The organism is Nostoc sp. CALU 1950 (assembly GCF_051172895.1).
GTDB lineage: Bacteria > Cyanobacteriota > Cyanobacteriia > Cyanobacteriales > Nostocaceae > Nostoc > Nostoc edaphicum_A.
In genome coordinates, this window is the sequence record NZ_JBDNJQ010000017.1 from 1 (window position 1) to 25,476 (window position 25,476).

At 39.4% G+C, this 25,476-nt stretch carries 20 protein-coding genes; 10 read left to right on the top strand and 10 right to left on the bottom strand.

What is annotated here, in order from left to right:
- The first annotated feature begins 30 nt into the window (after window positions 1-30).
- On the top strand, window positions 31-540 hold the full coding sequence (locus ABF638_RS07445) for a CHAT domain-containing protein (RefSeq protein WP_435021568.1): 510 nt from the start codon (window positions 31-33) through the stop codon (window positions 538-540).
- Here the strand turns inward: ABF638_RS07445 and ABF638_RS07450 are convergent.
- The 3 genes from ABF638_RS07450 to ABF638_RS07460 all read right to left on the bottom strand — a co-directional run bounded on the left by ABF638_RS07450 (window position 501) and on the right by ABF638_RS07460 (window position 4,838).
- Window positions 501-1,505, bottom strand: a complete 1,005-nt coding sequence (locus ABF638_RS07450) for a hypothetical protein (RefSeq protein WP_435021570.1) — start codon at window positions 1,503-1,505, stop codon at window positions 501-503. The genes ABF638_RS07445 and ABF638_RS07450 overlap by 40 nt on opposite strands.
- A gap of 43 nt (window positions 1,506-1,548) precedes the next feature.
- The gene (locus ABF638_RS07455; RefSeq protein ID WP_435021572.1) at window positions 1,549-3,324 is read right to left on the bottom strand and encodes a protein kinase domain-containing protein; all 1,776 of its coding nucleotides are present in this window, start codon (window positions 3,322-3,324) and stop codon (window positions 1,549-1,551) included.
- Window positions 3,325-3,407: 83 nt separating this feature from the next.
- The gene (locus tag ABF638_RS07460; protein ID WP_435021574.1) at window positions 3,408-4,838 is read right to left on the bottom strand and encodes an NACHT domain-containing protein; all 1,431 of its coding nucleotides are present in this window, start codon (window positions 4,836-4,838) and stop codon (window positions 3,408-3,410) included.
- Between the two features lie 1,098 nt (window positions 4,839-5,936).
- On the opposite strand from ABF638_RS07460, the gene ABF638_RS07465 reads away from it, so the two are divergent.
- Together ABF638_RS07465 and ABF638_RS07470 are read left to right on the top strand one after the other, a co-directional pair.
- A complete protein-coding gene (locus ABF638_RS07465; protein WP_435021576.1) occupies window positions 5,937-6,212 on the top strand; it encodes a hypothetical protein in 276 nt (91 codons plus the stop codon).
- Window positions 6,212-9,685, top strand: a complete 3,474-nt coding sequence (locus ABF638_RS07470; protein WP_435021578.1) for a plasmid replication protein, CyRepA1 family — start codon at window positions 6,212-6,214, stop codon at window positions 9,683-9,685. The genes ABF638_RS07465 and ABF638_RS07470 overlap by 1 nt, the downstream gene beginning before the upstream one ends.
- 102 nt (window positions 9,686-9,787) lie before the next feature.
- Here the strand turns inward: ABF638_RS07470 and ABF638_RS07475 are convergent, their stop codons facing one another.
- Entirely contained in the window at window positions 9,788-10,450 is a 663-nt protein-coding gene (locus ABF638_RS07475; RefSeq protein WP_435021677.1) for a tyrosine-type recombinase/integrase, read from the bottom strand.
- Between the two features lie 1,086 nt (window positions 10,451-11,536).
- Between ABF638_RS07475 and ABF638_RS07480 the strand changes: the two genes are divergently transcribed.
- On the top strand, window positions 11,537-12,241 hold the full coding sequence (locus ABF638_RS07480; RefSeq protein ID WP_435021580.1) for a hypothetical protein: 705 nt from the start codon (window positions 11,537-11,539) through the stop codon (window positions 12,239-12,241).
- A gap of 258 nt (window positions 12,242-12,499) precedes the next feature.
- Here ABF638_RS07480 and ABF638_RS07485 read toward each other — a convergent pair whose 3' ends face one another.
- Window positions 12,500-12,733: a hypothetical protein gene (locus tag ABF638_RS07485; protein ID WP_375495878.1), complete on the bottom strand. Its 234-nt coding sequence runs from the start codon at window positions 12,731-12,733 to the stop codon at window positions 12,500-12,502.
- Between the two features lie 84 nt (window positions 12,734-12,817).
- Window positions 12,818-13,864 carry a hypothetical protein gene (locus ABF638_RS07490; protein WP_435021582.1) on the bottom strand — a complete coding sequence of 349 codons (1,047 nt, stop codon included), beginning with the start codon at window positions 13,862-13,864 and terminating at the stop codon, window positions 12,818-12,820.
- Window positions 13,865-14,010: 146 nt separating this feature from the next.
- Here ABF638_RS07490 and ABF638_RS07495 point away from each other — a divergent pair, with 146 nt between their 5' ends.
- On the top strand, window positions 14,011-14,250 hold the full coding sequence (locus ABF638_RS07495; protein WP_435021584.1) for a hypothetical protein: 240 nt from the start codon (window positions 14,011-14,013) through the stop codon (window positions 14,248-14,250).
- A 17-nt stretch (window positions 14,251-14,267) separates the two neighbouring features.
- On the opposite strand, the gene ABF638_RS07500 is transcribed toward ABF638_RS07495, so the two are convergent.
- Window positions 14,268-14,927 carry a hypothetical protein gene (locus ABF638_RS07500; protein WP_435021586.1) on the bottom strand — a complete coding sequence of 220 codons (660 nt, stop codon included), beginning with the start codon at window positions 14,925-14,927 and terminating at the stop codon, window positions 14,268-14,270.
- 719 nt (window positions 14,928-15,646) lie between these two features.
- On the opposite strand from ABF638_RS07500, the gene ABF638_RS07505 reads away from it, so the two are divergent.
- The 4 genes from ABF638_RS07505 to ABF638_RS07520 are packed head-to-tail and all read left to right on the top strand — an operon-like array spanning window position 15,647 to window position 18,304.
- The gene (locus ABF638_RS07505) at window positions 15,647-15,982 is read left to right on the top strand and encodes a hypothetical protein (RefSeq protein WP_420758212.1); all 336 of its coding nucleotides are present in this window, start codon (window positions 15,647-15,649) and stop codon (window positions 15,980-15,982) included.
- 33 nt (window positions 15,983-16,015) lie between these two features.
- Entirely contained in the window at window positions 16,016-17,020 is a 1,005-nt protein-coding gene (locus tag ABF638_RS07510; RefSeq protein ID WP_435021589.1) for a hypothetical protein, read from the top strand.
- On the top strand, window positions 17,004-17,711 hold the full coding sequence (locus ABF638_RS07515; protein ID WP_435021591.1) for an ATP-binding protein: 708 nt from the start codon (window positions 17,004-17,006) through the stop codon (window positions 17,709-17,711). The genes ABF638_RS07510 and ABF638_RS07515 overlap by 17 nt, the downstream gene beginning before the upstream one ends.
- On the top strand, window positions 17,711-18,304 hold the full coding sequence (locus ABF638_RS07520; protein WP_435021593.1) for a DUF6753 family protein: 594 nt from the start codon (window positions 17,711-17,713) through the stop codon (window positions 18,302-18,304). The genes ABF638_RS07515 and ABF638_RS07520 overlap by 1 nt, the downstream gene beginning before the upstream one ends.
- A 7-nt stretch (window positions 18,305-18,311) precedes the next feature.
- Here the strand turns inward: ABF638_RS07520 and ABF638_RS07525 are convergent, their stop codons facing one another.
- Window positions 18,312-18,974, bottom strand: coding sequence for a response regulator (locus ABF638_RS07525; protein WP_435021595.1), 663 nt, complete (start codon window positions 18,972-18,974; stop codon window positions 18,312-18,314).
- A 459-nt stretch (window positions 18,975-19,433) separates the two neighbouring features.
- Here ABF638_RS07525 and ABF638_RS07530 point away from each other — a divergent pair, with 459 nt between their 5' ends.
- Window positions 19,434-20,228 carry a sensor histidine kinase gene (locus tag ABF638_RS07530; RefSeq protein ID WP_435021597.1) on the top strand — a complete coding sequence of 265 codons (795 nt, stop codon included), beginning with the start codon at window positions 19,434-19,436 and terminating at the stop codon, window positions 20,226-20,228.
- 382 nt (window positions 20,229-20,610) lie between these two features.
- Here the strand turns inward: ABF638_RS07530 and ABF638_RS07535 are convergent, their stop codons facing one another.
- Complete coding sequence (locus ABF638_RS07535; protein WP_435021599.1) at window positions 20,611-21,390, bottom strand: hypothetical protein; 780 nt, start codon at window positions 21,388-21,390, stop codon at window positions 20,611-20,613.
- A gap of 5 nt (window positions 21,391-21,395) precedes the next feature.
- A complete protein-coding gene (locus tag ABF638_RS07540; RefSeq protein ID WP_435021601.1) occupies window positions 21,396-25,256 on the bottom strand; it encodes a DUF3854 domain-containing protein in 3,861 nt (1,286 codons plus the stop codon).
- Between the last annotated feature and the right edge of the window lie 220 nt (window positions 25,257-25,476).

Consider the following 25,476-nt stretch of genomic DNA (forward strand, 5'->3'; position numbering starts at 1 on the left):
CTTATAACTTTATTTTAGAAGCTCTTTTCTATGCAGCTTCATATTAAATTGGTATTAGACGATAAATTTACCTTTAAAAGGTTCAAAGAAGAACTGACTCAAAATAATTTTCCTATTGTACATATTACTACCCACGGTCAATTCAGTTCTGATCCACTCAAAACAGTACTGGTAGCCTATGACAAACTAATTAATATTAGAGACTTTGACAGCTTAATCAGAGACAAAACTGAAAATAGTCAAGATGCAATTGAGTTACTTGTCCTCAGCGCCTGCGAAACTGCAAAAGGCAACAAGCAGTCAGTGATGGGAATTGCAGGGATAGCTGCCCAGGCAGGTGCGCGTAGTACTGTCGCTACTTTGTGGCGCGTGGATGCCAATTCTACCGCTTTGCTTATGCAAGAATTTTATAAAGGGTTGAATAATGGCTTACCTAAAGCAGAGGCACTACGTCAGGCACAATTGAGTTTACTGTCAAATCCCCAATATCAAAAATCTTACTACTGGGCCCCGTTCCTCCTAGTGGGAAGTTGGTTGTAGAATTTCACCCTCTTCAAACCTTCTTGCGCTTTTTGTAACTCTTTTGAATTATTACTACTTTTCGCTATCTCAAAAGCCTTGGTGTATTGGCGTTTAGCTTCGTTTGTCAACCAAGCCCTCAGATAGCGATCGCCCAGTACTCTGTAAAGAGTTGGATTTCGGCTAGGAGTTGCGGTTTCCGTGTGTGACTTCAGCATCTCAATTGTTTCATTTAAAAGATTTTCTGACGCATAGATTGCGTCTATATCAAGAACAGTCTCCTCTGGTGGTAGTCCTAATTCTTTAATGCGTTTAATATTTTGTGCAATTTCTTCTTGTGAAGCTATAGACAATAGGTTAACAGGCGTTGAGTCATAGCTAAAAGCATTACCATCTTTGTAAGCAAAGACATATATTGTATATATGCCCTCCGGTTGAAACTCCTTTTCATCACTTGGGTAGGCAAGCAGAGTTTGACTTACAATTTTTTCCCATCTTAACTCGTAACTTTCTACTTTGACTTTGTAAGAAGTAGCACCCTTAACAGGAGTCCAAGTTATTTCCGGGCGAGGATTCAATGTTGAAGTACTGTAAGGAGAAATAATTGTCGGCTCATCGCTTTCTTCTGTGCCTCCTTTGGGACGGAAGCATCCTACGACATTGTTAGGGTTGCAATTAGCATTAATAGTTTCAATCTTGGGGCATTTGTCTGAAACAATACCACTAGATAATTTTAAAATTTTCCCAGAACTGTAACAGAGAAAGTCAATAGTACCACCGTTTAAAACTTCTATGCTTTCTTTTTCACAAATCAAGCTTTTAGTGCCAAAGCGTTTCTCGCCTCTGCCCATTATCCTGCCAATTGCCTCACAGCGAACTTGGCTTCTTTTAACTCTTATTAGTGGTACACTTGCGACCAATGGCACATCTTTTAGTATCAAAAAAGTCAAGCAGAAAAATGCCCAATATTTTGTACTTAATCCCACAAAAATTTCTCTATTTTTAGTATTATTTCCTTTTATTAGCTTATCATTTTTCCAGTATACGATCTAGTAATTCTTGTCTCCAAATAGTAACGTCTGAATCTGTAGAATTAGCAAGTAAACAGAACTCTATAGAAATTCTGGCATCATCGATTTTACCTAATGTTTCTTGCGCTTTAGCTAATAGGCAATAAGCATCTATTCTTTGATTATCTAAACTCAGTGCTTTTTGTAAATATTTTTCAGCATCACTTATTTTATTTTGTTCTAAGCTTGCCCAGCCCAAATTTTTATATAATGCGGATTGTATTAATGGGTCGTTATTTTTTTTTAATCCTGACCGAGCTAAAGAAATTGCTAGATTGTAGTTACCCATTTTAATCTTAAGTCTGGACAAGTTGTTAAGAGCTATCATCGCTGAACTACTACTGTTAATAGCTATACTATATTCTTTTTCTGCTAATTTATAATCTCCTTGCCCATCATAAAAACGTCCTAAATTATAATGCACTGTCCAGTCGTTTGGGTTTAATTGAAGCAATTTTTGATAAACATATTCTACACATTTATTATCTGATAATTGCTGACAGTTTATTCCTAAGAGGTTGTAGGCATCTATATTTTGATTGTTATATTTTATAGAAAGCTCATAATCCTTTTTAGCCGCGCTAAAATTACCTATTAGCATGAGCTGAGAAGCTTTATTCAAATAATACTTAGATATAGCCAGTTTAGTTGAAGGATTAGTTTGGATTGCCCAACCAAAAAAATTTTCTGCGCTTTGATAATCATTCCTTGCTACTGATTCCTCTCCTTGAGCAACTAAATAATTAGCTACACTAGGTGCAGATAACTTGCCTATTACAAAAATTATTAATGCACTTGCTACAAATCTTCCAATCTTAAAAACTTTAGACTTGAGAAAATGATGAACTTTACTTTCCCAAGGAAGCTTTTGTATTCGTTCAGTTATTATTTCTGTAGTTTGTGGTCGAAACCCTGGAAAAGGATGTATCATTTCATCGATTAAATCTGCTACAGGCTTATCAATCTGCGGTGCTTTATCTCTCCAGATTAGCTTTCCTGTCCTATCTTCTGTTGGTAACTGCAACATTGCTACGCCAGTAACCAAATTGACGATAGTTCGTCCCAACGCATAGAAGTCAGATTGCGGTAACGCTCGACCATCCATTTGTTCAGGTGCAGAGAATCCAATCGAACAAACTGCTGTTACCTCATATCCACTTCCTCCTCCTCCTGTTATGCTATCTTTTCCGCTAGACCCCACTTTCGCTAAGTAAGTTCTAGTAATTTTCCTTACAGTACCAAAGTCAACAAGTGCCAGATTACCCGTTGGTTGATAAATAATGTTTGTTGGTTTAATATCTCTATGGAAATATCCTATCTTGTGTACATGATCAAGAATGTCCAGCAATTGCAACATCCATTCTAGTGCTACATTTTGAGAAATTTTGCCATTCGTTTCTAACCACTGTTGTAAATTCTCTCCTTCCATCTTCTCCATTACTAAGCAATGCAATTCTAGACGTGGTTCCTTTGGTAGTGTAAAAGTAAAGTAATCACTACTAGCAGCTTGAGGAATTCCCGGATGAGATAAGTTGATTAATGCTAGTACTTCTCGTCGCACTAGCTCAACGTATTTAGGTTCATTCCACCTTAATACTTTCATCACTCTTGTTCGAGGTTTTGTTCCCCATTTTGGCTCAATATCTTCAACCTCGAAAACATCTGTATAGCTATCTATATCTTTTTCTAAAGGTCGTAATGGTCGCAGCAAACGAATACGTTCATTTATTAGCAAAGGAGTTCCGCAGGCTAAACAGTTTTCAATATCATCAGGGTTATGGCGCTGATTACAAAGGTGATTTATACAGTAAACCACTTTTACTCCTGAATATGATTACTTGCTTTTAAGCCATTAAGTTTGTTATTTGAACTATTAAAATTTTTATAGATTAAGCTTAATGGATCGACTAAGATATACTTTCTAATAGCTGGTTCCAAACTATAAGAAACTTCATCTTTAGGAGATTTCTGATTTATTTCAATTAAACAACGCTGTTCTAAAACCTCTATAGCATCCATCATATTAGAAATTGAAATTTCACAATTATTTTTTTTCCTGATAATATCAATCATATCTGAAAACTTCAATGGAGGTAATTCTTCTGATGTATGTTCTGCTAAACAAAGCATAATTTGTTTTTGAATATCATTTAAAAGTCCATTTCCTCCAAATTGTTGATTTAACATCTTCAAAATATTCTCGCTAATCAAAGTAGTCTTATAATCCAAGAATTTGGTTATATCCCCTCCAAAAAATTTATTAATCCGGCTGGCAACTAATTCTAAAAGTGATGGATTTGCACGGTAAATTTTAATCAATTTTTTACATTCTTTCTCTCCTTTCAAATCTTTTCTACGTAATATTTGCATTGCTGCATTTTGTTCTAAACCTTGTATCTGCACGTATGCTGGTAGGAGAGTTGTAGCCGTGTAAGCAATTTGATCTAAAGGTAACTGACTCGTCACTATTATGCAGCTTTGATGCTGCTCTTCTATAAGACGACGAAATAAATTTCCACACTCTATTTTCTTTTCAAATACCTCTATTTGTGCTAAACCTTCCAGCCCATCTAGTATTAGTAAACATCGATATTTTTTTAGTTGGTCTAATATCAAATTAAGTTTTGATTCCCTAGATTTATTTTCTATTTTTAAATTTAGTATTTTAATTATTTCCTCTAAAACATCCTCAAGTGAAGAACCATAATTGATACTTTTCCAGATGACGCAATCGTATGAATTTGGTTGCTCTAAAAGTAATTCTTCAACTATTTTGGTAGCAACAAAAGTTTTTCCAGTACCCGCAGATCCAAACAAATATACACAATGATGATTAAAAAGCTTAATTTGGTTTTTTAAATAATTAATTTCTTTTTCTCGCCCATAAAACAGATTTATTTTAGGCAACTCTCCATAAATTTTAGTCTTACCTATTAAACTATCGTTTTGATTAAGGTAATCTTTTTTTACTATTTCAAGCAAAACATTTTTCACAGTTGCTTTTTTTATTTGTACTCCACCACCAATAGCTTCAGAAAGCATTGTCCATAAGTTTGGCCCTACTGCTGTCCGCAAATAATGCATATTATATCCTGAATTAGCTGCTATCTCTTGATAATCTTGACCATTCCAAGCCCCTTTTATAATAGCGATTTCAGCTTTTGACAAATGCTTACCAGTAGATTCAAACACTTGTCCATCTAGACCTTCAATTATTTTCTCTATGTCTAAATTTTTATATGAATCCATATCGAGCAGTAAATTTACTTTAATTTATCAATACCTTTACCAAAAATAAGAGCCTACAAAAATTGGCAAAGTTTAGCTTAAAAGGTAGTTGGACTGTCAAAACCTTGATATTACAAGCAACATATAAAAAAACCTTGTGGGAAAATTTAAAGGAATTTTTAGAGCTTATTGTTTTTGCTAAACCTCAGAGAACGGGGAGTTATATAGTGAAACATCATCAACTCACCCTCGTAAATTGGCATAAGTATTGATCTATACTGTAATCTATTCACGTTAAATCTAACCTATACTTTTTTAAAATAACCTATACTCCTTCACAAAAATTCATAAAATTATTCCTTCCTAGTTTCCTTTCTAAGGTGTATGATTTAATGGCTACATCCCAGAAGTAGTATTACGCTATCTCAAGTTACAGTTACATCTAGCTCATATTCGTGAAAAATAAGCAAGGCTAGCAGCCAGGAACCACCCTCAGTGAGTATCTATAATTGCTAGCTGACTTCGTTAATAAACGAAGATGAGCTTGTATCAAAAGAGTCGGCACTTATGATGCTTACTCTGAAGCTTGGCATAGATAATAGTTAAAGTAGTTTGAGCCAAAGCTACTATTAAACCTAGTAATTACATACAGAGATGAGGAGGCTTGAATTAAAAATTAGGATAACAGTAGATCCAAGACGGGTAGAACTTCTGCAATATCAAGCTAATTGAAGGTAGGTATGGAGGTGAAGAATTTATGACAATACCCACATTTAACGTACAAAGCGCCACTAAGGAGTAGCGCTTTGTCCGTGGTTTAAATTGCATATAACCTCAGAGCGGGGTTGATCTCGAAGGAACAAAATAAGTAGACGTTGAAGTTTGGCGACAGAGACGACTACTAAATTTGTCCGAGAGTTTTTACCACGCTGCGATATCTATTATAGGATCTACTGCTTAGAAAGTCTATTTCTTGCAGTATGTTTTGGCTGTCGAAATTCCTTAAATTAGTTAAATGTAAGTTTAATGAAGATAAAACCTGAATTTTGGAGCAAAGAATATTAGCAGCGTGAATAACCCCCTCTGAAGCTTGAAAACCAAGTAATCAGGGGAATAACCGTGTTAAATAACAAAACTCCCAATAGCTCAGTAGTTGAGCGTGTGGGATCATGCATTGCAGTGTTCGCACTTCAGCTTTATGCTGTGGTGTCAGGTAGTTTTAAGAATATCCTTGCAAAAGCTAAAGTTTCACAGCTTTCAAATTGGTTGTGTTTAGATGATAGCGACAGAAACATTACTGGAGTAACTGTCGCAGGTGATTGCAACACAGGATTTTACTGGCAATTCTTGCTCGTAAACGCAGTTCTCTCTAAGGAACCGCAAGGGGAGAACTAATGAACGCAGTGACAACTGAACATCCAAACAACCTCACTGCGGCTGAGTATCATGAGTTAACAGTGGGTAGCGCCATTCATCCGGCGTTGATTGAGCGCAACTTTTTCCATGTAGAGGGAGAATCAGTTTATGATTTCCTGTTCATATCTGATAAAATCCCACGTAAGAATGCGGGTCGGGTAACAGATGGATACATAAAAATGTATCAGCACCTATTACTAGGTGGGACGTGGATTCAGTCACTTGACCCCTTTAAAAACTGGCAACCAATGGACTGGGGGCGGATTAAGCCGAACTTCCCTCGCATTGATTGGGAAAAAGGCAAGCCAGTTAAGTACGAATCACCCCCCAAAACCCCCAACCGCGTTACCTACTTTGATGTCGCTAACCCTATCTGGGACAGAGTTACAAAGCGTTATTTAATTAAGCGCTATCATTCGCTTTTAGCATTGCGCTTGCTGGATCAACTCAATCCACTAATATTTTGGGAGTGGGTGAAACAGCATCCAGAGATTCCGATAATATTATGCGAGGGTGAGAAGAAAGCCGCTTGCTTGCTTTCGTTGGGGTTTGTAGCGATCGCACTTCCGGGAATTTGGAATGGGCGTGTAGGCAAACAAGATTTTGATGAACGGTTGCATCCTGACTTAGTACCAATGACTCAGGCGGGGCGCAAGTTCATAATTCTTTTTGACTACGAAACTTCTTCTAAAACCAGGTGGTCGGTGTTTCAAGCCACTGTTCGCACTGCAAAAGCAATCTTAGCTGCTGGTTGTGAATGTGAAGTTGCGCTGTTACCAGGCCCAGAAAAAGGCGTTGATGATTTCGTGGTTGGTCGCGGTGAAGATGCTAACGCTCTACTGACCGCAATCATCGATGATGCTAAATCACTTGCTGATTACAAGCGCTCGTATCGGGCTAAAAAATGGGGACTAAGTAAATATAAACCAGATGTCACAGTCAATATTAAATATTTGACCCAAGCACTCTGCATTCCGGATCTGGAGGAAAAATGTTCATCTGTCCCGCCACTTTATGATATTGCAGAAGAAAAATTGTTTACCCCAAGTGTTAGCTCTACAAGCTGTGGAGAGGTAGAAGGAAAACAAGAGTTAATAATTTCTGACTGCCCTGACCACAAACCCAGTACCCAAAATCCCAAAAAGTCTTTCCGTTTTCCAGAAAAAGGACTAGTCGTACTCTGGAGCGACATGGGCACTGGTAAAACTGAACTTATGCGCTGGTGGCGTGACCAAAACCCCGATGCCAGATTTCTCAACAATGGGCATCGCGTAAATTTGCTGAAAAATCTTGCCGAACGCTTGCGGACGGCGATGTATTCAGACTTGGGTTACACAGGTTTAGCCCAGGCTCAAGCCCTTAGTATTACTATTGACAGCCTGCATAAGCTGAATACTCAGTCTCTCACCTACGGCTGCATATTTATAGATGAAGCCTGCCAATACCTCACTCACCTACTACACAGTAATACTTGCAAACAACACCGTGCAGCAATCCTAGAAGTACTGGAATATATAGTATACAACGCGCCGTTAGTGGTGATTGCCGATGCACACATGGATGATTTAACGGTAAACTTCTTTCTTGCAATGCGACCAAAAGGTGAAGTACCTTACATCATTAAAAACGAGTGGCGAAACGGTTCACGCACAATTTATTGGTACGAGGGGGATAATTCTAGCGCTCTAGTCGCCCAAATCTCGGCAGCGCTGATGCTTGGTGAGAAAGTCATGGTTGCCAGTGACAGTAAGCGTTTTATCAAAAAACTCGACAAATCCTTTACTATCAAATACGAAGAATCTAACTCCGAAAAATCACATACACCACAAAAATGGCGCATTTGGTCGGTTCATTCCGATAATTCTGGCAGTGATGAGAATGTCGCTTTCATCAAAGATATCACCAACGCCGTCAAAAACTTTGATGCCTTGTTCACTTCCCCTAGCCTGGGGACTGGTGTCGATATTTCCGAGTATCATTTTGATTTAGTGTTCGGTGTCTTTCACGGCGTTTCCCAAACCGCTACTGAGTGCGCCCAACAACTGTACCGCTATCGCCCGAAAGTCCCGTTTCATATTTGGGTGGCCCCGCGTCCTCCCTTTGGTTACAAGGATACCAATGCTACCAAGATTAAAGAGCGCTTGCTCCAAACCAATGAAATGACCGCTTTTCTGTTGCGGATTGACCGTCAAACAGGCAAGCGGGGCGCAGAGAAAGATTGGGCGCTTGAGGCTTACTGCCAAATTATGGCTAACCGCCACTATTCTCTGAATAATCTGCGTGATGACTTGCGATCGCTTCTCACCGAAATGGGCAATACATTTATATATGTGGGCAGTGAAGATGATGAGCAATCTCTTGAAAGTCTAAAAGCAGCAGCACAAGCTTTGGATCGTGCCCACAATTCGGCTGTTGCCAAGGCTAATAATATTACTTTGAGCGAGTACCGTGCCCGTCAGAGCAAAGATTACCTTGACCCTAATGAAATTTTTGAATGTGAAAAGTTTCGCATTTCTGATTCTTACGGCATCGAAGTAACCGAATCGCTCGTAGAAATGGATAAAGGTGGTCGCTTAATTAGAGCAATTGCTGGACTTGAGGCCATTTTAGCCCCACCCGAAGAATCGTTTACTGACCCCAAAACCGGGCAAAGTTATCCTACCCCACCAACAATTGTCACCCAAAAAGACCGCACCGAGCGCGACAATCTACCTTTGTGCATCGACTGGGGCAATTATTCCGCACGGTGGCTGGCTAGATTTAACCTGGGGCTGCATCAAATTCTCACTTCTTTAATGAAGGGTGATGAAGTTACCGCCGATGACCCCACTTTGCTCAAGATGACGGAGATCGCTATACATTGTGCTGCTCACGTCAAAGCAATTCTTGGGTTTACTATTCCCCTAGACTGTAAACCTATTTGGTTGCTAGCCACTTTAGTAGAGCAGCTGGGGCTAAAGCTGACCTTCCGTAAGCAAGGTAAACGGGGTCAACAGGTGAAACTTTTCTCTTTATCTAAAGAGGAATTAGAATTTGCAATGCATGTAATTGCTCATCGCGTGGAAAAGCGTAATCAAAAAGAAAATCGAACCTATTATGCCCCCAAAACCCCTGCTGCATATAGTGTAAACCCCAATCAGCAGGCCGTATCCGCCCCCCCCCTTGATGCTATAGGGAACTCCCATTGGCAAGGGGAGGATACTACCGTTTATGTTCCGCCCCAAACTGACCGGATTACTCTACTTCATTGTGTGGAAATACTTCGCTCTGGTATTTCTCGTGGAGTTGAGGCAATTAAAGGCATTCTCAAGCGATGGGTTGAGGATTTGCGCTGGGAGACGGTACTGGAACTTGAAGCGATCGCAGCGAGTGAACTGCGACTTGTGGAATCTCTTGTCCCGGAATTTTACAGCTTGCTAAGTGAAGAGGTGTTGCCGATGGAGTTCTCCTAAACTTTCGTCATAACTAACCGCATCCTTGAAGTAATTTCTACTTTTGCTTTCAGCAATTGTGCTGATGCTGCTTTGCTAAATCGATTTTTCGGTAAAATGGGGTCAATGCCTTTTCTTTACTGAATTATCGGTCACTTCGACAAAGAGGGGTTTCCCGAAGTCGTCTTCATCAACCGGAGCAAGTAGTGCTAAAGATGATACCGCTCCCAATACTTGATCTTCTCTTACCTCCAGGTACTTGTATAGCTCGTCCAAGGTGCGATGCCCAGAGATTTCCTGAATCACTCTTAAGGAAATTCCGGCATTACTCATCGAGGTGAGTGCTGTACGCCGAAAGCTGTGAGAGCTTACGCCTTCAACTCCTACTTTTTTGCAAGCGACTCGCAATATCCACAGTGCCGAATCCCGGTGCAGGTGGTTATTGGCTCTTGAGTGGTCAGCATTTCCAGGGAACAGCCAAGGGGAATCATCACGTGGTTTATATGCTTGCAACCTGACTCGCAATTCTTGAATTACTGGGATGGCACGGGTAGCCAGTTTCCCTTTCGTGTTACCTTTGCGAAAGATGATTTTGGCTCTGACTTTTCCTTTGGCATCATATACGTCGCGCTTAAGCAACGTCACTGCTTCATTCACCCGACACGCTGTGTAAAGCATCACCGCAAACAGCGCTTTGTCTCGTGGCGAGTCTACCCCCTGCGAGAACAGAAGTTGGATTTCCTGCAAAGACAGAATCTTTGCTTGACCATGCCTATCAATTTTCAAGGTTGCTGTCCCATCAACACCCCGCCCTGTTCTTATTATCCCAGTCCACGGGACAGGAATTGCTACGGGGTGCAATTTTCGCAGCTATGCAGTATGGGTATTTTCAGGCAAGTCAATTTTCCCGATTTGGGTGGTAAGGCACTTACCCGCTCATAAAGATACGAAAGTACGATCCAGATCCACGCCACACAACGGGCAATTAACAACAAGGCTGGTATCTTTTTTTGTGGTTCCCCCTAAAAATACACCTTTAAAAGAAAAACCTAAAAATCGATGAAAAAAATAAACTAAAAATGACTTTATAGTTAAAAAGTAATGCAATAGGTTAAAGAGCATAACAGTTAACTACACAAATATTACAGGTGTAGGTTGGGGTTAAAGAAAACGGGCAAAGGTGCTTATTTTAAGAAACTTGTACAAAATTTCCCCCTGCTTCAGTGCCAAATGAAGCCTTATCCAAATAGCCCACTATTTAATCGCTATCACGCCATAAAACTATAGAGTCATTTTTAGTTTATTTTTTGAGAGTGGCTTGATTCCTCTATAAAAAATTCTTCAAGAAACGGGTAAAACTTGCGTGCCAAAAACTCAAACTTTTCGGACACCACCAGGGCTTAAAAGCAGGGGCAACTTTTAGAGACGCTATGCGTAGCAAGATCCCCGTAGTAGTTCGCTTTCGTGACTTGGCGGGGTAAAGGGTAAGGGGGAAAGGTTTCAAATCCCTTACCCCTTTCCCTTACCCCTTTCCCCAGTCCTCACTTAGCATTTTTGGGTTAGCAGACTAGTAGGGGTACAGACTGACTGTACTGGATGCAATTATTGCTTTCTTACTCAGCAATCTAACTAGGTACTCAGCACTGTTTCGATGAGCAAAAATTAGATAAAGGAATCCTGCAAGTGTTTAAACCTGAGATAATTGTTGATCGCCAATGGTAGCCGTTGGCAGTAGCATCTCTTTACAAAAGCCATCGCTTGAAGAATGCGCTGACACACTTGGCGATGATAGCATCAAGGTAATTCATCATGATGAATTACACGATTTAATAAGCGTGGAGAGTCCAAGTTTACCTAGATGATACGCTTTACATGAGCAATACAGGGCGGAAAAAAAAATTAGCATCTTTCAACTGTGACCAAAGGAAGTGGGAGCAGTTTATCGCCTGTTGCAACTCGAAAGGCACAACAGCAACAGCCACGCTGCTCGAATTTATCGATCTCTACTTAGGCGATTCCCAAGATAACGCTGGTGCAATAGGTGGTAACGATTTAGACGAACGCCTAGACTCTCAGATTAAGGCAAGTGTTGAGAAGTACTTAGTTACGAGTAACAATAGTAACGCCAGTCCGACCAACGAAACAATAATAGCTATTTGCGAAAGACTTGAGAAGCTGGAGTCAGAGTTTTCAAATGAATCTAATGAATCTAATAGCAACCAAGCCACAGTAATTGATAATCTCGCCAATTTAGAACAAAAAATTGAAAAGATGACAGCCCGAATGACACAGTTGGCTGAGGCGATCATTAAAATTCAAGACTATCTCAACAACCAACAAAAGCGGGGGCAAAAATCGTACTACAACAATTCATCCTATTCTGGGCAAAGTCCGCGAATGCAACCGTTAACTGAAGAAGGTTTGGCCAAGAGGCTTGGTGTAAGCGAGGAAACTGTACGCAAGGAGCGAATTAATCTTCCCCCACCGCTTTTTGTAGCATGGTGTAAGAACAAGGATAGAGCGGGATTAGGATGGGAATTTAACGAAAATACGGGATTCTATCAGCCAGCAAGTTAGTATTTTATCGAAACAGAATACATGCGTCAGTCGCCAGAATACAGGAAAGGTATTTTGAACTTCATAGTGGATGAATCCAGGGCGTTTTTGCACCCCCACTAAATCTTTTATTTAGTGGTCAAGAAGACAGTGGTGGGTCTGAATCCCCCACTGATTCATTGTGATTCCTGAATTCTGACTTCTGACTTCTGAATTCTTCTTCAATAATTTCAACTTGTCGCAGGGGATGTGCGCTCTGCTGTTGCCAATTTGAATTTTTTAAAATGTGATTAGTTCACAACCTTCAAGCAATTCGTCGTAAACAGTGAGTTGCTGTGTTTTTAAGTGATTTGGTAGTGAATCATCATCAAAGGTCAAAGTAACAATATAAGTATTTTTGAGACTAAGAGATGATTTGCTGATATCGGTTATTGCTGCACTCATGCCGCTTCGAGTACCGATTAGATACTTCACCGATTGCCCGATCTTTAACTGTGTTGCTGGAATAGCCATAAATGTTAAAAGTGTAAATTAAGCAATAGTCTGGTTGGATGCGATGGATCAAGCGCCCACGCCCAGGTGATCGCCTAATCGTTTCTACTTATTAATCAAATCCAAGTCCCAGGTATAAAAACCAATCTGCTCAGGAACCCTAGTGAATCGCCCTGTGCGATGACCCCGTGATAACTCATTCAATACCTTGTTTCTCACTTCTCCAATCTCAGTCGCAGTGAGTTCGCCATAGATTCCGTTGATAATTTCTGAAACCCCAAAAACTTTACCGGAATTATTTTCTAAAAAAGTTGTTAGTGCATCAATTAAAAACTGACCCTGAAATTCTTTTAGCATTGGTATGTCTTTGGCCTGGGGCGGCAAAACTTGTTTCTTATTTTTGCCTTTGACTCTGGTGGACGAATTCTTCGTCTCCGGTTTTGGTAGCAAAGTTAAAGAGAGAGTATAATATCCGGGTGATCCTGGGACACTGAACCATTTGTTAGTTTCCCTGCCTTTAGTGAGGGATGATTTAACTCTGTGTTTAAGCACTTTAAAGACTTCTGGCTCTAATTCCCCATAGAGCATTTTGACAATAAAATCGATGTGAACAATTGTGCCAATGTGTTCTGCCAAAACGTGTTCAATAGCTTCCGGGCGAGACAGGGATTGAAAAATAGGCAGCATGGCCGTCTCGGTTCCATAGAGCGCTTGCTGTTGAGTTGATGTTTCTATCGGTGGCTCTAGGAGTACTGGAGTATCTGTAGCTGCATCAGATTCTTCACCTGACCAAGCTTGTATAAGTGTGAATATGTTTTGTTGAGTGGAGTCTGACGGCTGGATTGCGACTGTTGAGGAATAATCCTGTGAATTGTCTAATAAGAGATGCGTAATAGGTTCAACATCGTCATTAACAGATTCCTCACTTAAGAATAAGAAGAAGTTTTTTCCTTTTTCAGATGTGAATTCTTCATTAGCCACCTCCTCAGCCAAAGGCCAGTTAGATAATAGAGCTTCTACATGAGTGAGATTTGCTTTGGCTAGGGTATATAATTTCTCATACTCTTCTACCAGAGGTGCGTAGTAATCTCGCAATGCGAATAGTGACTCGATTGCTTTTTGGGGAGGTGATAAAGGAACGGGGCTATTCATCAAGTTTGAAATTAACTATACCTTGCGACACTCGTATAGTTATGAAACGACATCGAGTGAATTGGAAAAGAATTGACAGTTTCAGACCTATTGTAAAGTATTTGAGTAATCAGATATAAAGCGATGGCATAACCGTAAGAGTGTGGATGACAATGCTCCGCCCCGCGCCAAGTACCGCCACTGATACGCCGAAAGCACTGGCGATCGCTGTTGACTGCGCTGCTCACATCAAAAATTTTGGGTTTCACTGTTCCCTCTGTCCCCAAAGCGATTTGGCTGTTGGTGCTGCAATTGGAAGCGATCGGTGCGCTGGACTATTTAGATATCTGTGGCTGGTGATGCTGGAATGGGAAGTAATTGCAGAGGTTGAATTGCTCCCTCTCTAACAACTAGTGCCTAATTTTTACGATTGCGTCTTCTTCCATTCGTCTACTGTTAAGCAAGTTTTTCCAGTGGGTATTAATCCTGTGGTTGCTGACACACCGAAATTTGTCAGCGCATAATTTTCTACTTCTGCGTCCTTGAAGGCAAGTTCCACTACCTTTTGCTTCTCTTGTTTTGACAAAACTTCAACTTTCACATTCTCTGGCGTAGGAGTAGTGCCTGTCTTCTTGAGCATGAAATTTTTCACATTGTACAAGCCTTCTTCTCGCGGCTTCCCTAAATTTAAGCATCCTCTTGATTTCACAAATAGTCCTGTAGTCCAAAAATTACTTACAAAATCCTGTTTGTTAACAAACTGAACTCTATCCGCTCCCCACACATAAACAGGCTGGAAATATCCCTTAGTTCGAGGGATTTTGGTTTCGTTGCACCTTGTTCCGTTGTTGTACGGAGCGTTCCAGTCTCCGCATACCTTCCAAGTTATTCTATATAAGTTAGGTGTCTCTTCTACATATTGCCTGATTTGCTCCAGTACTTCCTTATCTTTTTGGCTTTGCACATCAGTTAACTTAGCCCCAGAATCATTCTCTGCCTGAGCTACCAAGTCTTTTTCAGACTGGCAAGCCCCAGTACCCGCACCTATCAAAACAAGGGCTATAAGTAAACCTATTTTATTCATAAAAAAACTCCAACAATCAATACGCGAAATTAATTAGCGATTTTCTTGTTTAACAAGAAAGAATTCAGGAGTCAGTCGCCAGAATGGGCTAAACGCCCCGCTTCCGCTAACAGAATTAAATTTTGAATCGATTTAGCGTCTGAATAAACGGGTTTAAGTCCCCCACAAAACAAAAAACTTTGGTGGTCAACTTTCGTAGTGGCGGATCAGAATCCTCCACTAATTGATTCTGACTCCTGACTTATGACTCCTTCTTTAAGCAATATCTAATTCTAAGAATGCTTGACTACAAGCTGCAAATATTATACATATTTGTTGCATATATGCAATCAAGTTTTAACAGTTTTTAGTCATAGTTCTACCCTTCCACAGCCATCGGCAACTGAAATCACATAGAGGCAATGGCGCACAGAGCGTCCAGATATATCGTCGCACTACTGTTTGATACAGTTCACAGCCCTAATTAATGGTAGGTGAGGTGATAGCGACCTCTGGATCTTCCTATAGCGCAGGATGATTTTGTGTTACTACGTTTTGTAAAAAAGCAAATAAAAAATAGTACAACAATTATGAAGAAAGAACAAGTCACTTGAGTACGGAAAAAAACAGTACTAAAGTTTCTTCATCTTTTTAGTCGGAATATGTCATAGATAAAAGAGCAAAGTTGAGAAATAATTTGTGCGTGAGCATAATTGGCGTAAGTAACATCTAAATCAGCAATGAAAAAAATATGGACATTTTGGGAATTTGACCATACTTTGGGTAGCGCGGTTCGAGTAATATCAACCCCATTAGGGCTAGAGATATTTGCTGAAGATGTATTTCAGATTATTGCACCAGAATTAAATAATGAAAAAGTAGTGCCTCTGCATATCCAAAGTCGAGAACGTCATGTGGTTATTGGTGAGCAAGTAACAATAGTAAAAACTTTAAATTCGGGAGATATATATAATTTAAAAGGCATAGTGGAAGAACAAATGATTAATAATTTCACGCAATGGATAAGGAGTAATGTCTTACCGATATTTCAAAAAGATTTTTTTTTAGAGAATTGAGAACAAATCTGAATTATGAGGAGAAGAAGAAGAATGACACAAACTATCAATAACAGTCAAAATGGAAATATTAATGGCAAAGCTGATATCTCGGCAATTGAAGCAGAAGAAATAAAGCTAAATGATTTAACACCAGAGCAGCAGTTAGAGTTAGAGAAACTAAAGTTAGACCCGGATATGGCCTCAGATGCAGATAAAGAGGCAGGAGAAATTAATAGAAAAACAGAAGAGGTAACTAAAACTCCCCCAAGAAGATTAGTAATAGTAGACGGGGGGAAAGGTGGAGTTGGTAAATCGATGTGGACGAGAGGATTTTTACAAACTTGTATAGATGAGAAAAGAAGAATTGTGGCAGTAGATGCAGATAATTCTAATCCAGATCTGTTGAGATATTATGGTGAGAACGGTGAGCATTGTCAAATACAGCAGTTAAATATTTTTAAAGATGGAAGTATAGATAGATTTTTTGATCAGGTAAAGATAATGATGGAGCCAGAGCTAGATACATATAATCAGCTACCACCACCAGAATCACTGTTTTTATTAGAATTGCCACCGCAATCAAGACAAATATTTAAAAAGTTCATAGAACAAGAGTTCTTGGAAACAGCCGCCAATGATTATGACATTAGAGTAACAATGGTCGTGGTAATTAGTCGAGTATCAGATTCGGTAAAGCAATTAATAGATTTATACAGCTTTTGCGGAAATAAAGTAGATTACATAGTCGTTAGAAATTTATTTTATGGCGAGGAGTCAGAATTTTCTAGATATAGCAACTCATCAATAGTTCAAGAGATAAAGCAAGACCTATTAAAAGCAGAAATCCCTTTATTTGATATTACAATGCCGGATTTGCTTGAATATGCCTATGATTATTTAGATGAAAAGTCACTAAGTTTTTCTGAAGGAATAAAGCAAAAAGAACTACCAGGAGTGAAAATGCGGGTGAAGAGTTGGCTAAAAAATTTTAAACAGCAAATTTGTCCAGTTAAGCATCTCTTAGGGCTGGAGAGTATAAATGTTGAAATCTTCTAAAAGAATGGTAATGACTGTAGGTGACTCTCGTGTAGGCAAGTCTACAGTTATGAAACTATTGCTGGAAATTTATCAACTTCAAGGTAAAAGATTGAAAGTTTATGATCATGATAATCGTGACAGACTTTTGGCTTACAAAGATTTAGTGTGTATTGAAAAGATAGATTTTTTCAATAAACAAACGGACAGAATGTTTATTGATCTGGTAGCTGATGATATAGATATCATTTTAGTGGATATGCCGGGGCAACACATAGACAAAATTTGTCAGTATATTGTTGAGTCTGAACTATTAGAAGCTTTAGCTGAATATGGATGGAAGCTAACGTTTCTGCAACCGATATCACATAGAACGGACTGCATAGACTACTTAACTCAAATCATCCAAACTGCTACTAACAATGCCAACTATGTGATAGTGAAGAATTATCATTTTGCGCCAGAGTTTAGGGAATATGACGAAAAAATGCGGAAAACTCTGTTAACAATAGGAGGAGCAGAAATAAATTTGATGGCTTTACATCGAAATCACTATCAAGCGATGGAGAAAGCTGTCAAGCCATATTCAGAAGTTTGCCAGGATTTCTCAATAATATTGTTCTGGAGAAGTTTCATTTTTCAGTGGATTAAAAATTTCCGCAATTCAGTGATAAATAACAATTTGGCTATTAAATATTTAGGGCTTGATTGATGACACTACAAGACACATTACAAGGTTATTCTCAATCAGAACAAAGGCGCATAGTTGAAGGGGCATATCAACTAGGAATTACACCAGATGATCCAGTTTTTAGGATGATGGCGACGCTGGGCAGATATGAAGAAACGATCATAGACCTCCAGGCAAGAATGGAGGCAATGATAGAAGCATGGGCAGCACTGATAGACCAAAAACTTGAGAAGACAAGCAAACAAGCCGAGTCAATGCACTATACGGTTGTCTCCAGTGCTGTGCGTGATGAGATGAAAAAAATTAAGCCCACCGACTCAGGTATGAAAGTGCAGGCAGGCTGGGGATTGGGGACAGTATCTCTTGTGTGTGGATTAGTAGCGGCTGGCAGTACCTTGCTGGGTTCGCTGACCACATGGAATCTGGTGCAAAATATAGGAACGAATCAGTCAGTAGTAGTCTCACGTAACGAGATAAAGATTCTCCAATGGGCAAAATCTCAAGAGGGTAAGCAAATGTATCAAATAATCTTAAAGAATCAAGCAGCAATTGAAGCCTGTCAAACACAGCAGAGTAAAACCCAAGGCTATTGTTTAATTCAAGTAGGTAAGTGAAAAGCAGTTAACTAACTTGGGTAACAGTGTTTGAAATATAGCCGAGTTCAGAGGCTTTTAGAATAGCATTGATGCGATTATCAACACCTAATTTAGAATAAATATTCCTAGCATGATTTTTGACAGTGTTTTCACCAATGAACAACTTCTGACCTATCTCCTTATTAGATAATCCAGCAGCGATTAATGACAAAACATTAATTTCTCGCTCGGTTAAGTGGTCATCAAAGATTTTCCCTTTGATTTTGGGCTTGTGAAGAAGATTTAACAAACCTCTTTTAATAATTTCGGAATCAAATAAACTTTTATTATTATGAGTGGTTCTGATCGCCTCTAAAATCAAAGAAATGTTATTTTTTTTGAGAATATAAGAATCAGCGCCACTGCCGATAGCAGCATTGACAATTTCTTGAGAAGAATTGCAGGAAAGGACAACAACTTTAGTGTTACTGCGATAAATCTTGATTTGCTTAATGACCTCGACTCCAGAAATGTCGGGTAAACCGATATCCACAAGGACAACATCAGGCTCCCACTGTTTGACGATATTAATACCCTGCTCACCAGTAGAAGCATTAGCGACCATCTCCATATCTGGTTGCTGTTGAATAGCAGTAGTGATGCCGAGTCTGAATACCTCTTCATCCTCAATAAGTACTAATCGAATCATATAAAGTTTTGATTGTTTCGATTGTTAGATACTAAAATATTTATATCACATTTATTGATGCTAAGTGTTTTAATATATATATATAAACGTAAACTGAAAACAGTTACTTTAGAAAAATATGGCAGTCAAAATTAAGTAAAAGTATTAGTACTAAAGTCTGAGTGGATAAAAATTTGTAAGAATTCAGGAGTCAGGAGTCAGGAGTCAGGAGTCAGAATGGAATTAGCATAGCGTACTAATTTCTCAAGTTGAAGCATTAATCCTGAAGTTTCACCTTGCCAGACTATCAAATCTTGAAATGTTTTAGCTGGCTGTCTCCTAAATTCTGAATTCTGAATTCAGGATAGCTGAATCCTTACAAAAATTTTTTCAGTCTAAAATAAAAATATTCGAGATTTTGAAAATTTAATTAGCATTCATAAAAGTAGGGAAAATCACAATCTATCTTGGGAAGCATATATGCAGCAAGAATCTCTAAGCAAGCAATTGGATTTATCATCTTTGTTACATGATGTATCAAGCAGTTTTAGAGCCACATCATTAGTGCTGAATCAGATAATTGATGGTGCTTATGGACAGTCTTTAGAAGAAATCAGACCTCTTTTGATAGGTTTGCAAGAAATGAATGAGCGAGGACTGGGCTTGGTTGATAGAAGAACGCCTTATTTAGAACCTAGTCTAGCAACGTTAGGGCAGTTTGATATGTTAGATTTTTTACAAAAGCTATATTTTCAATACAAGGTAATAGCACAGTATCATTCCTTAAATCTCCACTATGAAACGCAAGTAACATACAAGCATGAAACGCAAGTACGGGGTGACAGCATAAGTATTGACAGAATGTTATGCAATATCATAACTAATGCTATTAAGTACACCTTGCGAGGAGATATATTTATAAGACTGCTCAATCAAGATGATGATTTAATTGTTGAGATTGAAGATACCGGCTGTGGGATTGCCGCCGAACAGCTATCAAATATATTTATTCCGTTTTGGAGAGCGCCCCAAAGTAAGTTATCTGATAAGCCGGGCAGAGGAATGGGGTTGTATATTGCCTGGATGGTGGCTTCTGCTCACGGACTGAGTATGAGGGTAGATTCGGTAGCCAAACAAGGAACCAAATTCACCATTATATTTCCTTACAAAGATGACGAGATATATGGGGTTGATGATAGGATGTTGTCCAAATCACCAAAACAAGTCGGAAGTCGGAGTTCGGAAGTCGGAAGTTTTGAGTTTAAAAAGGTTTGAAGTTCCTAATTTTAATCATGGAGAAAGATCAGAATTATGGTGAGACAAGAAGAAGTATGAAGTGTGAGATCGAAAGTCGGAAGTTTTGAGTTTAATTTCTGACTTCTGACTTCCGACTTCCGACTTCTAAAAGAGGTTACAAGATGCGTTACTTATATGATGTAAAACTTTGGGACAGGATTGAAACAGGAGTGGAATTTCTAATTTTTGCGGCTTTGATGATAGCGGCAATTATCAAACTGGGGCACAACGATTTTCTACAAGCATTGTATTACATAGTATTAGCTGTTATCATCTCGCCCTGGTCACAATTCGAGCGGGTGACTAAGCGATATGTCTTAGTAAGTGCGTACATTCTTGGGTTGTTTGTCGGGTATTTTAGTTAGTCTAACTCTGGGCCGTCAGAAGATGGCTCGTTTTGTTGTTGCTGTGGCTGTTGCTGTTGTTGTTGCACTCTTATATCAAAGTTGATCAGCTTTTGTGTTTCTTGTGGTGAAAGGTGATTGTGTATTACTTTGTATTCTTCGTTATCATCTACTTTATAAGCACTAAAAGCCGATTGATTATCACTTTTGCGCCAAACAGTCAGACGCTGCATACCTTCTCTCATCAACAAATTTAATTGATAAGCCATGCCTTCATAGACTCGACCGCCAATAGTATCTTGTCCCTTTGTAACGATAATATTCATCAGCGCCGGAATCAGAGATTTTTTAGCAACCTCATCATTTTCACTCTCAAGCGATTTTGACTGTTGGCTGTCAACAAAAGGCAGTTTGCGCCCTTTAGTTTCTAATATCTGCTGCAAAAATGTCTTTTTCTTTTCATTGATCAAATCTTCAACTCTTGTTGAGTTATCTTCTATATCAGGTGTTTCCTCGGATTTATTTAAACCAAATTTTTGAGTGTACTCTTGGTAGTATTTTTCCTTAAGGGATTGCCTGTAATCTTCAGTACTTTGAGCATTTTGGGACAGGTCTAAAGTATTTCTCACCTCACCAATAATATTTTCGCGCTGTGTGGGGTCTAGTGCGGGGGTTATTGACGGTGAAGGTGGGTGTTTTTCCATCATCAGCGCCAGTCTGTAGGCCAATTGGTTGTCAGAAAAGCCACTGTTGCGGTTGATGATAGTAATGGTTTCGGCTACTGAGCTAGATTGCATAGCGATTACAATTCTAATTCCTGTGAATTAGTAGTAGGTTGTTGTGGAGTGTGAGATTTCTGGGAATGTACTTCAACCTTTGGCGTATAAGTATTGTTAATAATCTGGCTACGAGTATTGAGCAAATCTTGAATAATATCACTCAAAGGAGGAAGTGAGATATTCGTTTGCCCTTTATTGTGCTGCTCGAATTGACTTTGAAGGAGAATTTTCTGGTAAAGTTCACGTTGCTCCCCAATAGTCAGCTTGCCAGTTAAGACAAGTTTTTCCCGTAAAGGGTTGTTGTACTGATTGGCAACACTAGACCAAGTATTATTAGTTTCTAAACCTTGCCAATGAGAGGCAATGTCAGGGTGAAGAGGCACGGTTGTATCACGTTTTGGGTCAGAATAAAACTGTGGCTGTGCTTCCTTTTGAACGTGCGATCGCAAATCATTAACAATGTGGGCTAATGGTGGAAGCACAATATCAGTACGCCCTTTGTGATTTATCTCGCTCCAGGCAAGATTTTGAATCTGCTGGTAGAGTTCACGCTGTTCACCAACAGTTAATTTTCCAGTTTCCTGAATTTTAGATTGAAATTCTAAATGTCCTTGCGCTACAGTCTCATCACTTGAACCATCTTTTTCTAACTGCTCCCAATATTGTTTTAAAACTGGATGTAGTGGTAGCACAGCGTTATCTAAGTTAGAAGAAAGATTGGATCGTTTTGTTGGTTGTGATGGTGTTGTGCTATTAGGTGTAGTTGAATGTGATACAGCGTTCTGTTGTTTTGGAGAATTAGAGCTTACTCCTTGTGGGTTTGATTGTGTCTTGCGATCTGGTGCGTTGGGCGTAGATTGAGTAGATTGGTGTGACTGATCATCGTTTAAATTACGGTTAATTTCGGGGTGAACGGGCAAGTCGATGTCACGGGTGTCTGTCGGGTTGCCAAATAATGTTTTGTAATTAATATGCAGTTTTTGAGCCAACAGTCTTAACTTCTCCAAATCAGCTTCAGTGATAGCCATCGCTTGGACTTGATGAGTCATACCAGTGTCAGTTTTCTCAAACTGAAAGCGAACAGCTTCCCGATTTGTACCATTGTGTTCAGTTTTGAGTAATTGCAGAGTAGATGTATTGTCACTAGTTTGCCGAAAAATAATCCGGTAATTGCCCAAGATTAAGTCGTCTTTCTCGAAGCTAGTAATACTTTGTGTGAGTATTTTTAATACCTCGTTTTCTTTGAAACTTTCTAAAATATTGTGTGTGCCTTTAGGAGAGACTGAACCAACGACAGAAGCTATTTTGCGAGGGTCTTCATCAACAGAGGGCAATTCTTTCCCAGTTTTCAGGTAGTCAGCCACTAACAAAAACTCCTGCCTTTCAATAGGCAGAATGTTAATTTGTTTTTCTCCCCAAATTTTTGGCTCAGACTCTATTTCTGTGTAAGAAAGTTTAATATTGCCTACGTGTCCACATTTATCAGCTTGAAAAGTCATTAACTCTATATCATCATGACGACGATAGATGCTGTATTTATCAGCACCATGATTCTTGATTACAAAAGCATCAGCATGGTAGATTTTGCCACTAGTCTGCTGTTGTTCATCTTTAGCTTCAACACCATACTTTTTTAACAAAGTATAAGCAGCAAAAGCTATTTGTTTATTCTCGCTAGCTTCTAGGCGCTTTCTAAAAAAATTAGGCTCATAAACTGTAACATTTTCTTTTTTAGACCAAGAAGAACTAGTTACAGGAGTTTCAGTTGGTTGGGCTAGCTCCGGGGCAACATCTATATGGATAATGTCTGAATCAATAACTTTTATATCTATAATCTGTGAACCAGGGTCAATAGGTGATTTAGCACGACTTTTTTTAAATACACCAATGTTTGCTTCTAATTCGGGATCATCTATCACAGTAGAGTCTCCTTTTTGTTGATCAACAGGGGAGGCAGGAGGCAGAGGGCAGGAGGCAGATCGCGCTTCTCTGCGAGACGCTCCGCGAACGCGTCTCCCCTTGGGAGAAGGAAAACTGCTTTCTGCCTCCTGCCGCGACCAGAGGGAGCTTGGATTTGAGTCTCCCACTGAATCAGAGATTTCAGTGGCATTCCTAAAGTGGGGGTCTAAATCCCCCACCAAATTCTTCCCTTCTGCCTTCTGCCTCCTGCCTCCTGCCTCCTCTTCAATTTTTTTGACTGTGCCATCCTTGAGCTTGATAGTAAAACGTAAATTATCAAGTTGATTTTGATGCCACTCCTCTAGAGATATAGCCCCGGCAGATAACTTTTCAAAAGCTTCTTTTCCTTGTGAAACTATAAAATCATCTACACCTTTATCCGGCCCTGGCAGCGTTATTACTTTAACGACAGCACCAAATTCTTGTAATAAGCTTCCTGTTTTCCAAATATCTCTTTGGATATTGAGCTTAGTTTCAGGCTTCGTTTCATAATCAAAGCAGATTTTGATTTCTCTACCAGAAGTTGCGAAAACAGCTAACTCATCAGCCAGATAGGAATCACCAATTTTCTTGCCCCACTCGTTTTTAGGTGAGCGATAGCCGGAGGAAATTCCCGGTAGTCCGATGGCTGCGTGACCATGTGATAGTAGACTAGCCGCCTTCTTCGCGCCCTCTGTAATGACAAGTGGAATATTGTGTTTGCACACACAATACCAAAAACCACTCAAGCGATCGCTATCGGTGGGGTTTACTCCAGCTTTTGAGTAAATATTTTGGGCAATCACGCCTGGGACATCTAGCAAGAAAATACTCAAATCAACTGATGGTGGATGCTCATATTTGATGAACTTGCCTTCAACCGCAACAGTGAACCCATCTTTTTTTACGGTTTTGAGTCTGGGGCGGTTTGGCTTATAACATCCCCATTCTTTAATTTGAGGTTGCTCACCAGGGGTAAGATTAGCAAATGTGCGCGGATCTACTCCAGAATTACACCACCAGCCACCTGCATCTAAGTGGGAATAGAGTTCTAAAAGCCTAGTAGAGAGGCTACCTGTATTTGTACGTGAAAGTTTGTCGCTGATCATGAGCCGTTCCCAAGCTTCATGTTCGCCACCGACATAGCTAAAATGAAGACTAGAAAAGTTGAGATGTGCAATTTCTGGTGCGATCGCACTGCCTACTACTAGCTCGTGCCAATGTTGCGGATCAATATGTTCTGGGTGATGAGGGATATGTTGAGTATTTTGTGGCTCAAGTTTTTCACTAGTTATGGGAATTGTGTGGTCGCTAATCAACTCTACTGTTAAATGCTCATCGCCAACTTCATGAAAATTAGTTACTTCACTCTGCTCATAGTCTTCATGAATGTCATTCTTTTGCACAACATCTTTTTCTAAAATGGAGGAATTATCTACAATTTGAGCAAATGATATATCTTTGATTTCACCTGCATCCGTGACATCATCATTTCTGTTTGTAAAATATTGATATTCCAGAGTATTATTGCTTTCGACTTGTATACTTAAAAAGTCAACGACTGTACCCGAAGGAGGAAGGTTTTTAGGAAAATTCGGGTTGGGTAAAACTGGAGGTAAATCAGGAACAGGAGGAAAATTTGAGGGTGTTATATCATTACTACCGGGGAGAAGTTTAGGCAATAAATATGCCACCATCTCTTCTACTTGTTCTATTTCCTCATCTGTTACACCTTCAAAGTTATTTTTAGACCATTTCCAGCCACCATCCTCATCAGGAGTAAGAAAATAAGTTTCTTCTCCTATTTCGATTCGACATTTTAGGTCGATAGCTGATTCGATTGATTTATAAATAAACTCTCCTAAAGGGTAAATAAAAGCTCTAATAAAATGCTGACTAGCTCTAGCGTAAGCGGAAGTGAGTTGCAAATGTCGTTCATCAAACATATTTATTTGGGTGTAGCAGAGTAAAGGATAAAGGGTCAAAAGAGGCACTTGAGCAGGGGAGCAGGGGAGGAATGAGAAAAATTTAACCCTGTTTTGTCAATCTGGGGAAAGCTAATCCCTGTAAGGCTTTTGCAGCTTTAGTTTTCAGATTTTGGCAAGAAATTTTAGTTACTGTTAGAAAATAAAGGTTCAAACCTTAGCTCAATCAAAGTTTCAGACT

Bases quoted from the DNA above. Each gene is read 5' to 3' on its own strand.
- ABF638_RS07445 (WP_435021568.1), top strand. From the start codon at position 31: ATGCAGCTTCATATTAAATTGGTATTAGACGATAAATTTACCTTTAAA.
- ABF638_RS07460 (WP_435021574.1), bottom strand. From the start codon at position 4,838: ATGGATTCATATAAAAATTTAGACATAGAGAAAATAATTGAAGGTCTA.
- ABF638_RS07470 (WP_435021578.1), top strand. From the start codon at position 6,212: ATGAACGCAGTGACAACTGAACATCCAAACAACCTCACTGCGGCTGAG.
- ABF638_RS07480 (WP_435021580.1), top strand. From the start codon at position 11,537: ATGAGCAATACAGGGCGGAAAAAAAAATTAGCATCTTTCAACTGTGAC.
- ABF638_RS07485 (WP_375495878.1), bottom strand. From the start codon at position 12,733: ATGGCTATTCCAGCAACACAGTTAAAGATCGGGCAATCGGTGAAGTAT.
- ABF638_RS07490 (WP_435021582.1), bottom strand. From the start codon at position 13,864: ATGAATAGCCCCGTTCCTTTATCACCTCCCCAAAAAGCAATCGAGTCA.
- ABF638_RS07495 (WP_435021584.1), top strand. From the start codon at position 14,011: ATGACAATGCTCCGCCCCGCGCCAAGTACCGCCACTGATACGCCGAAA.
- ABF638_RS07500 (WP_435021586.1), bottom strand. From the start codon at position 14,927: ATGAATAAAATAGGTTTACTTATAGCCCTTGTTTTGATAGGTGCGGGT.
- ABF638_RS07505 (WP_420758212.1), top strand. From the start codon at position 15,647: ATGAAAAAAATATGGACATTTTGGGAATTTGACCATACTTTGGGTAGC.
- ABF638_RS07510 (WP_435021589.1), top strand. From the start codon at position 16,016: ATGACACAAACTATCAATAACAGTCAAAATGGAAATATTAATGGCAAA.
- ABF638_RS07515 (WP_435021591.1), top strand. From the start codon at position 17,004: ATGTTGAAATCTTCTAAAAGAATGGTAATGACTGTAGGTGACTCTCGT.
- ABF638_RS07520 (WP_435021593.1), top strand. From the start codon at position 17,711: ATGACACTACAAGACACATTACAAGGTTATTCTCAATCAGAACAAAGG.
- ABF638_RS07525 (WP_435021595.1), bottom strand. From the start codon at position 18,974: ATGATTCGATTAGTACTTATTGAGGATGAAGAGGTATTCAGACTCGGC.
- ABF638_RS07530 (WP_435021597.1), top strand. From the start codon at position 19,434: ATGCAGCAAGAATCTCTAAGCAAGCAATTGGATTTATCATCTTTGTTA.
- ABF638_RS07535 (WP_435021599.1), bottom strand. From the start codon at position 21,390: ATGCAATCTAGCTCAGTAGCCGAAACCATTACTATCATCAACCGCAAC.
- ABF638_RS07540 (WP_435021601.1), bottom strand. From the start codon at position 25,256: ATGTTTGATGAACGACATTTGCAACTCACTTCCGCTTACGCTAGAGCT.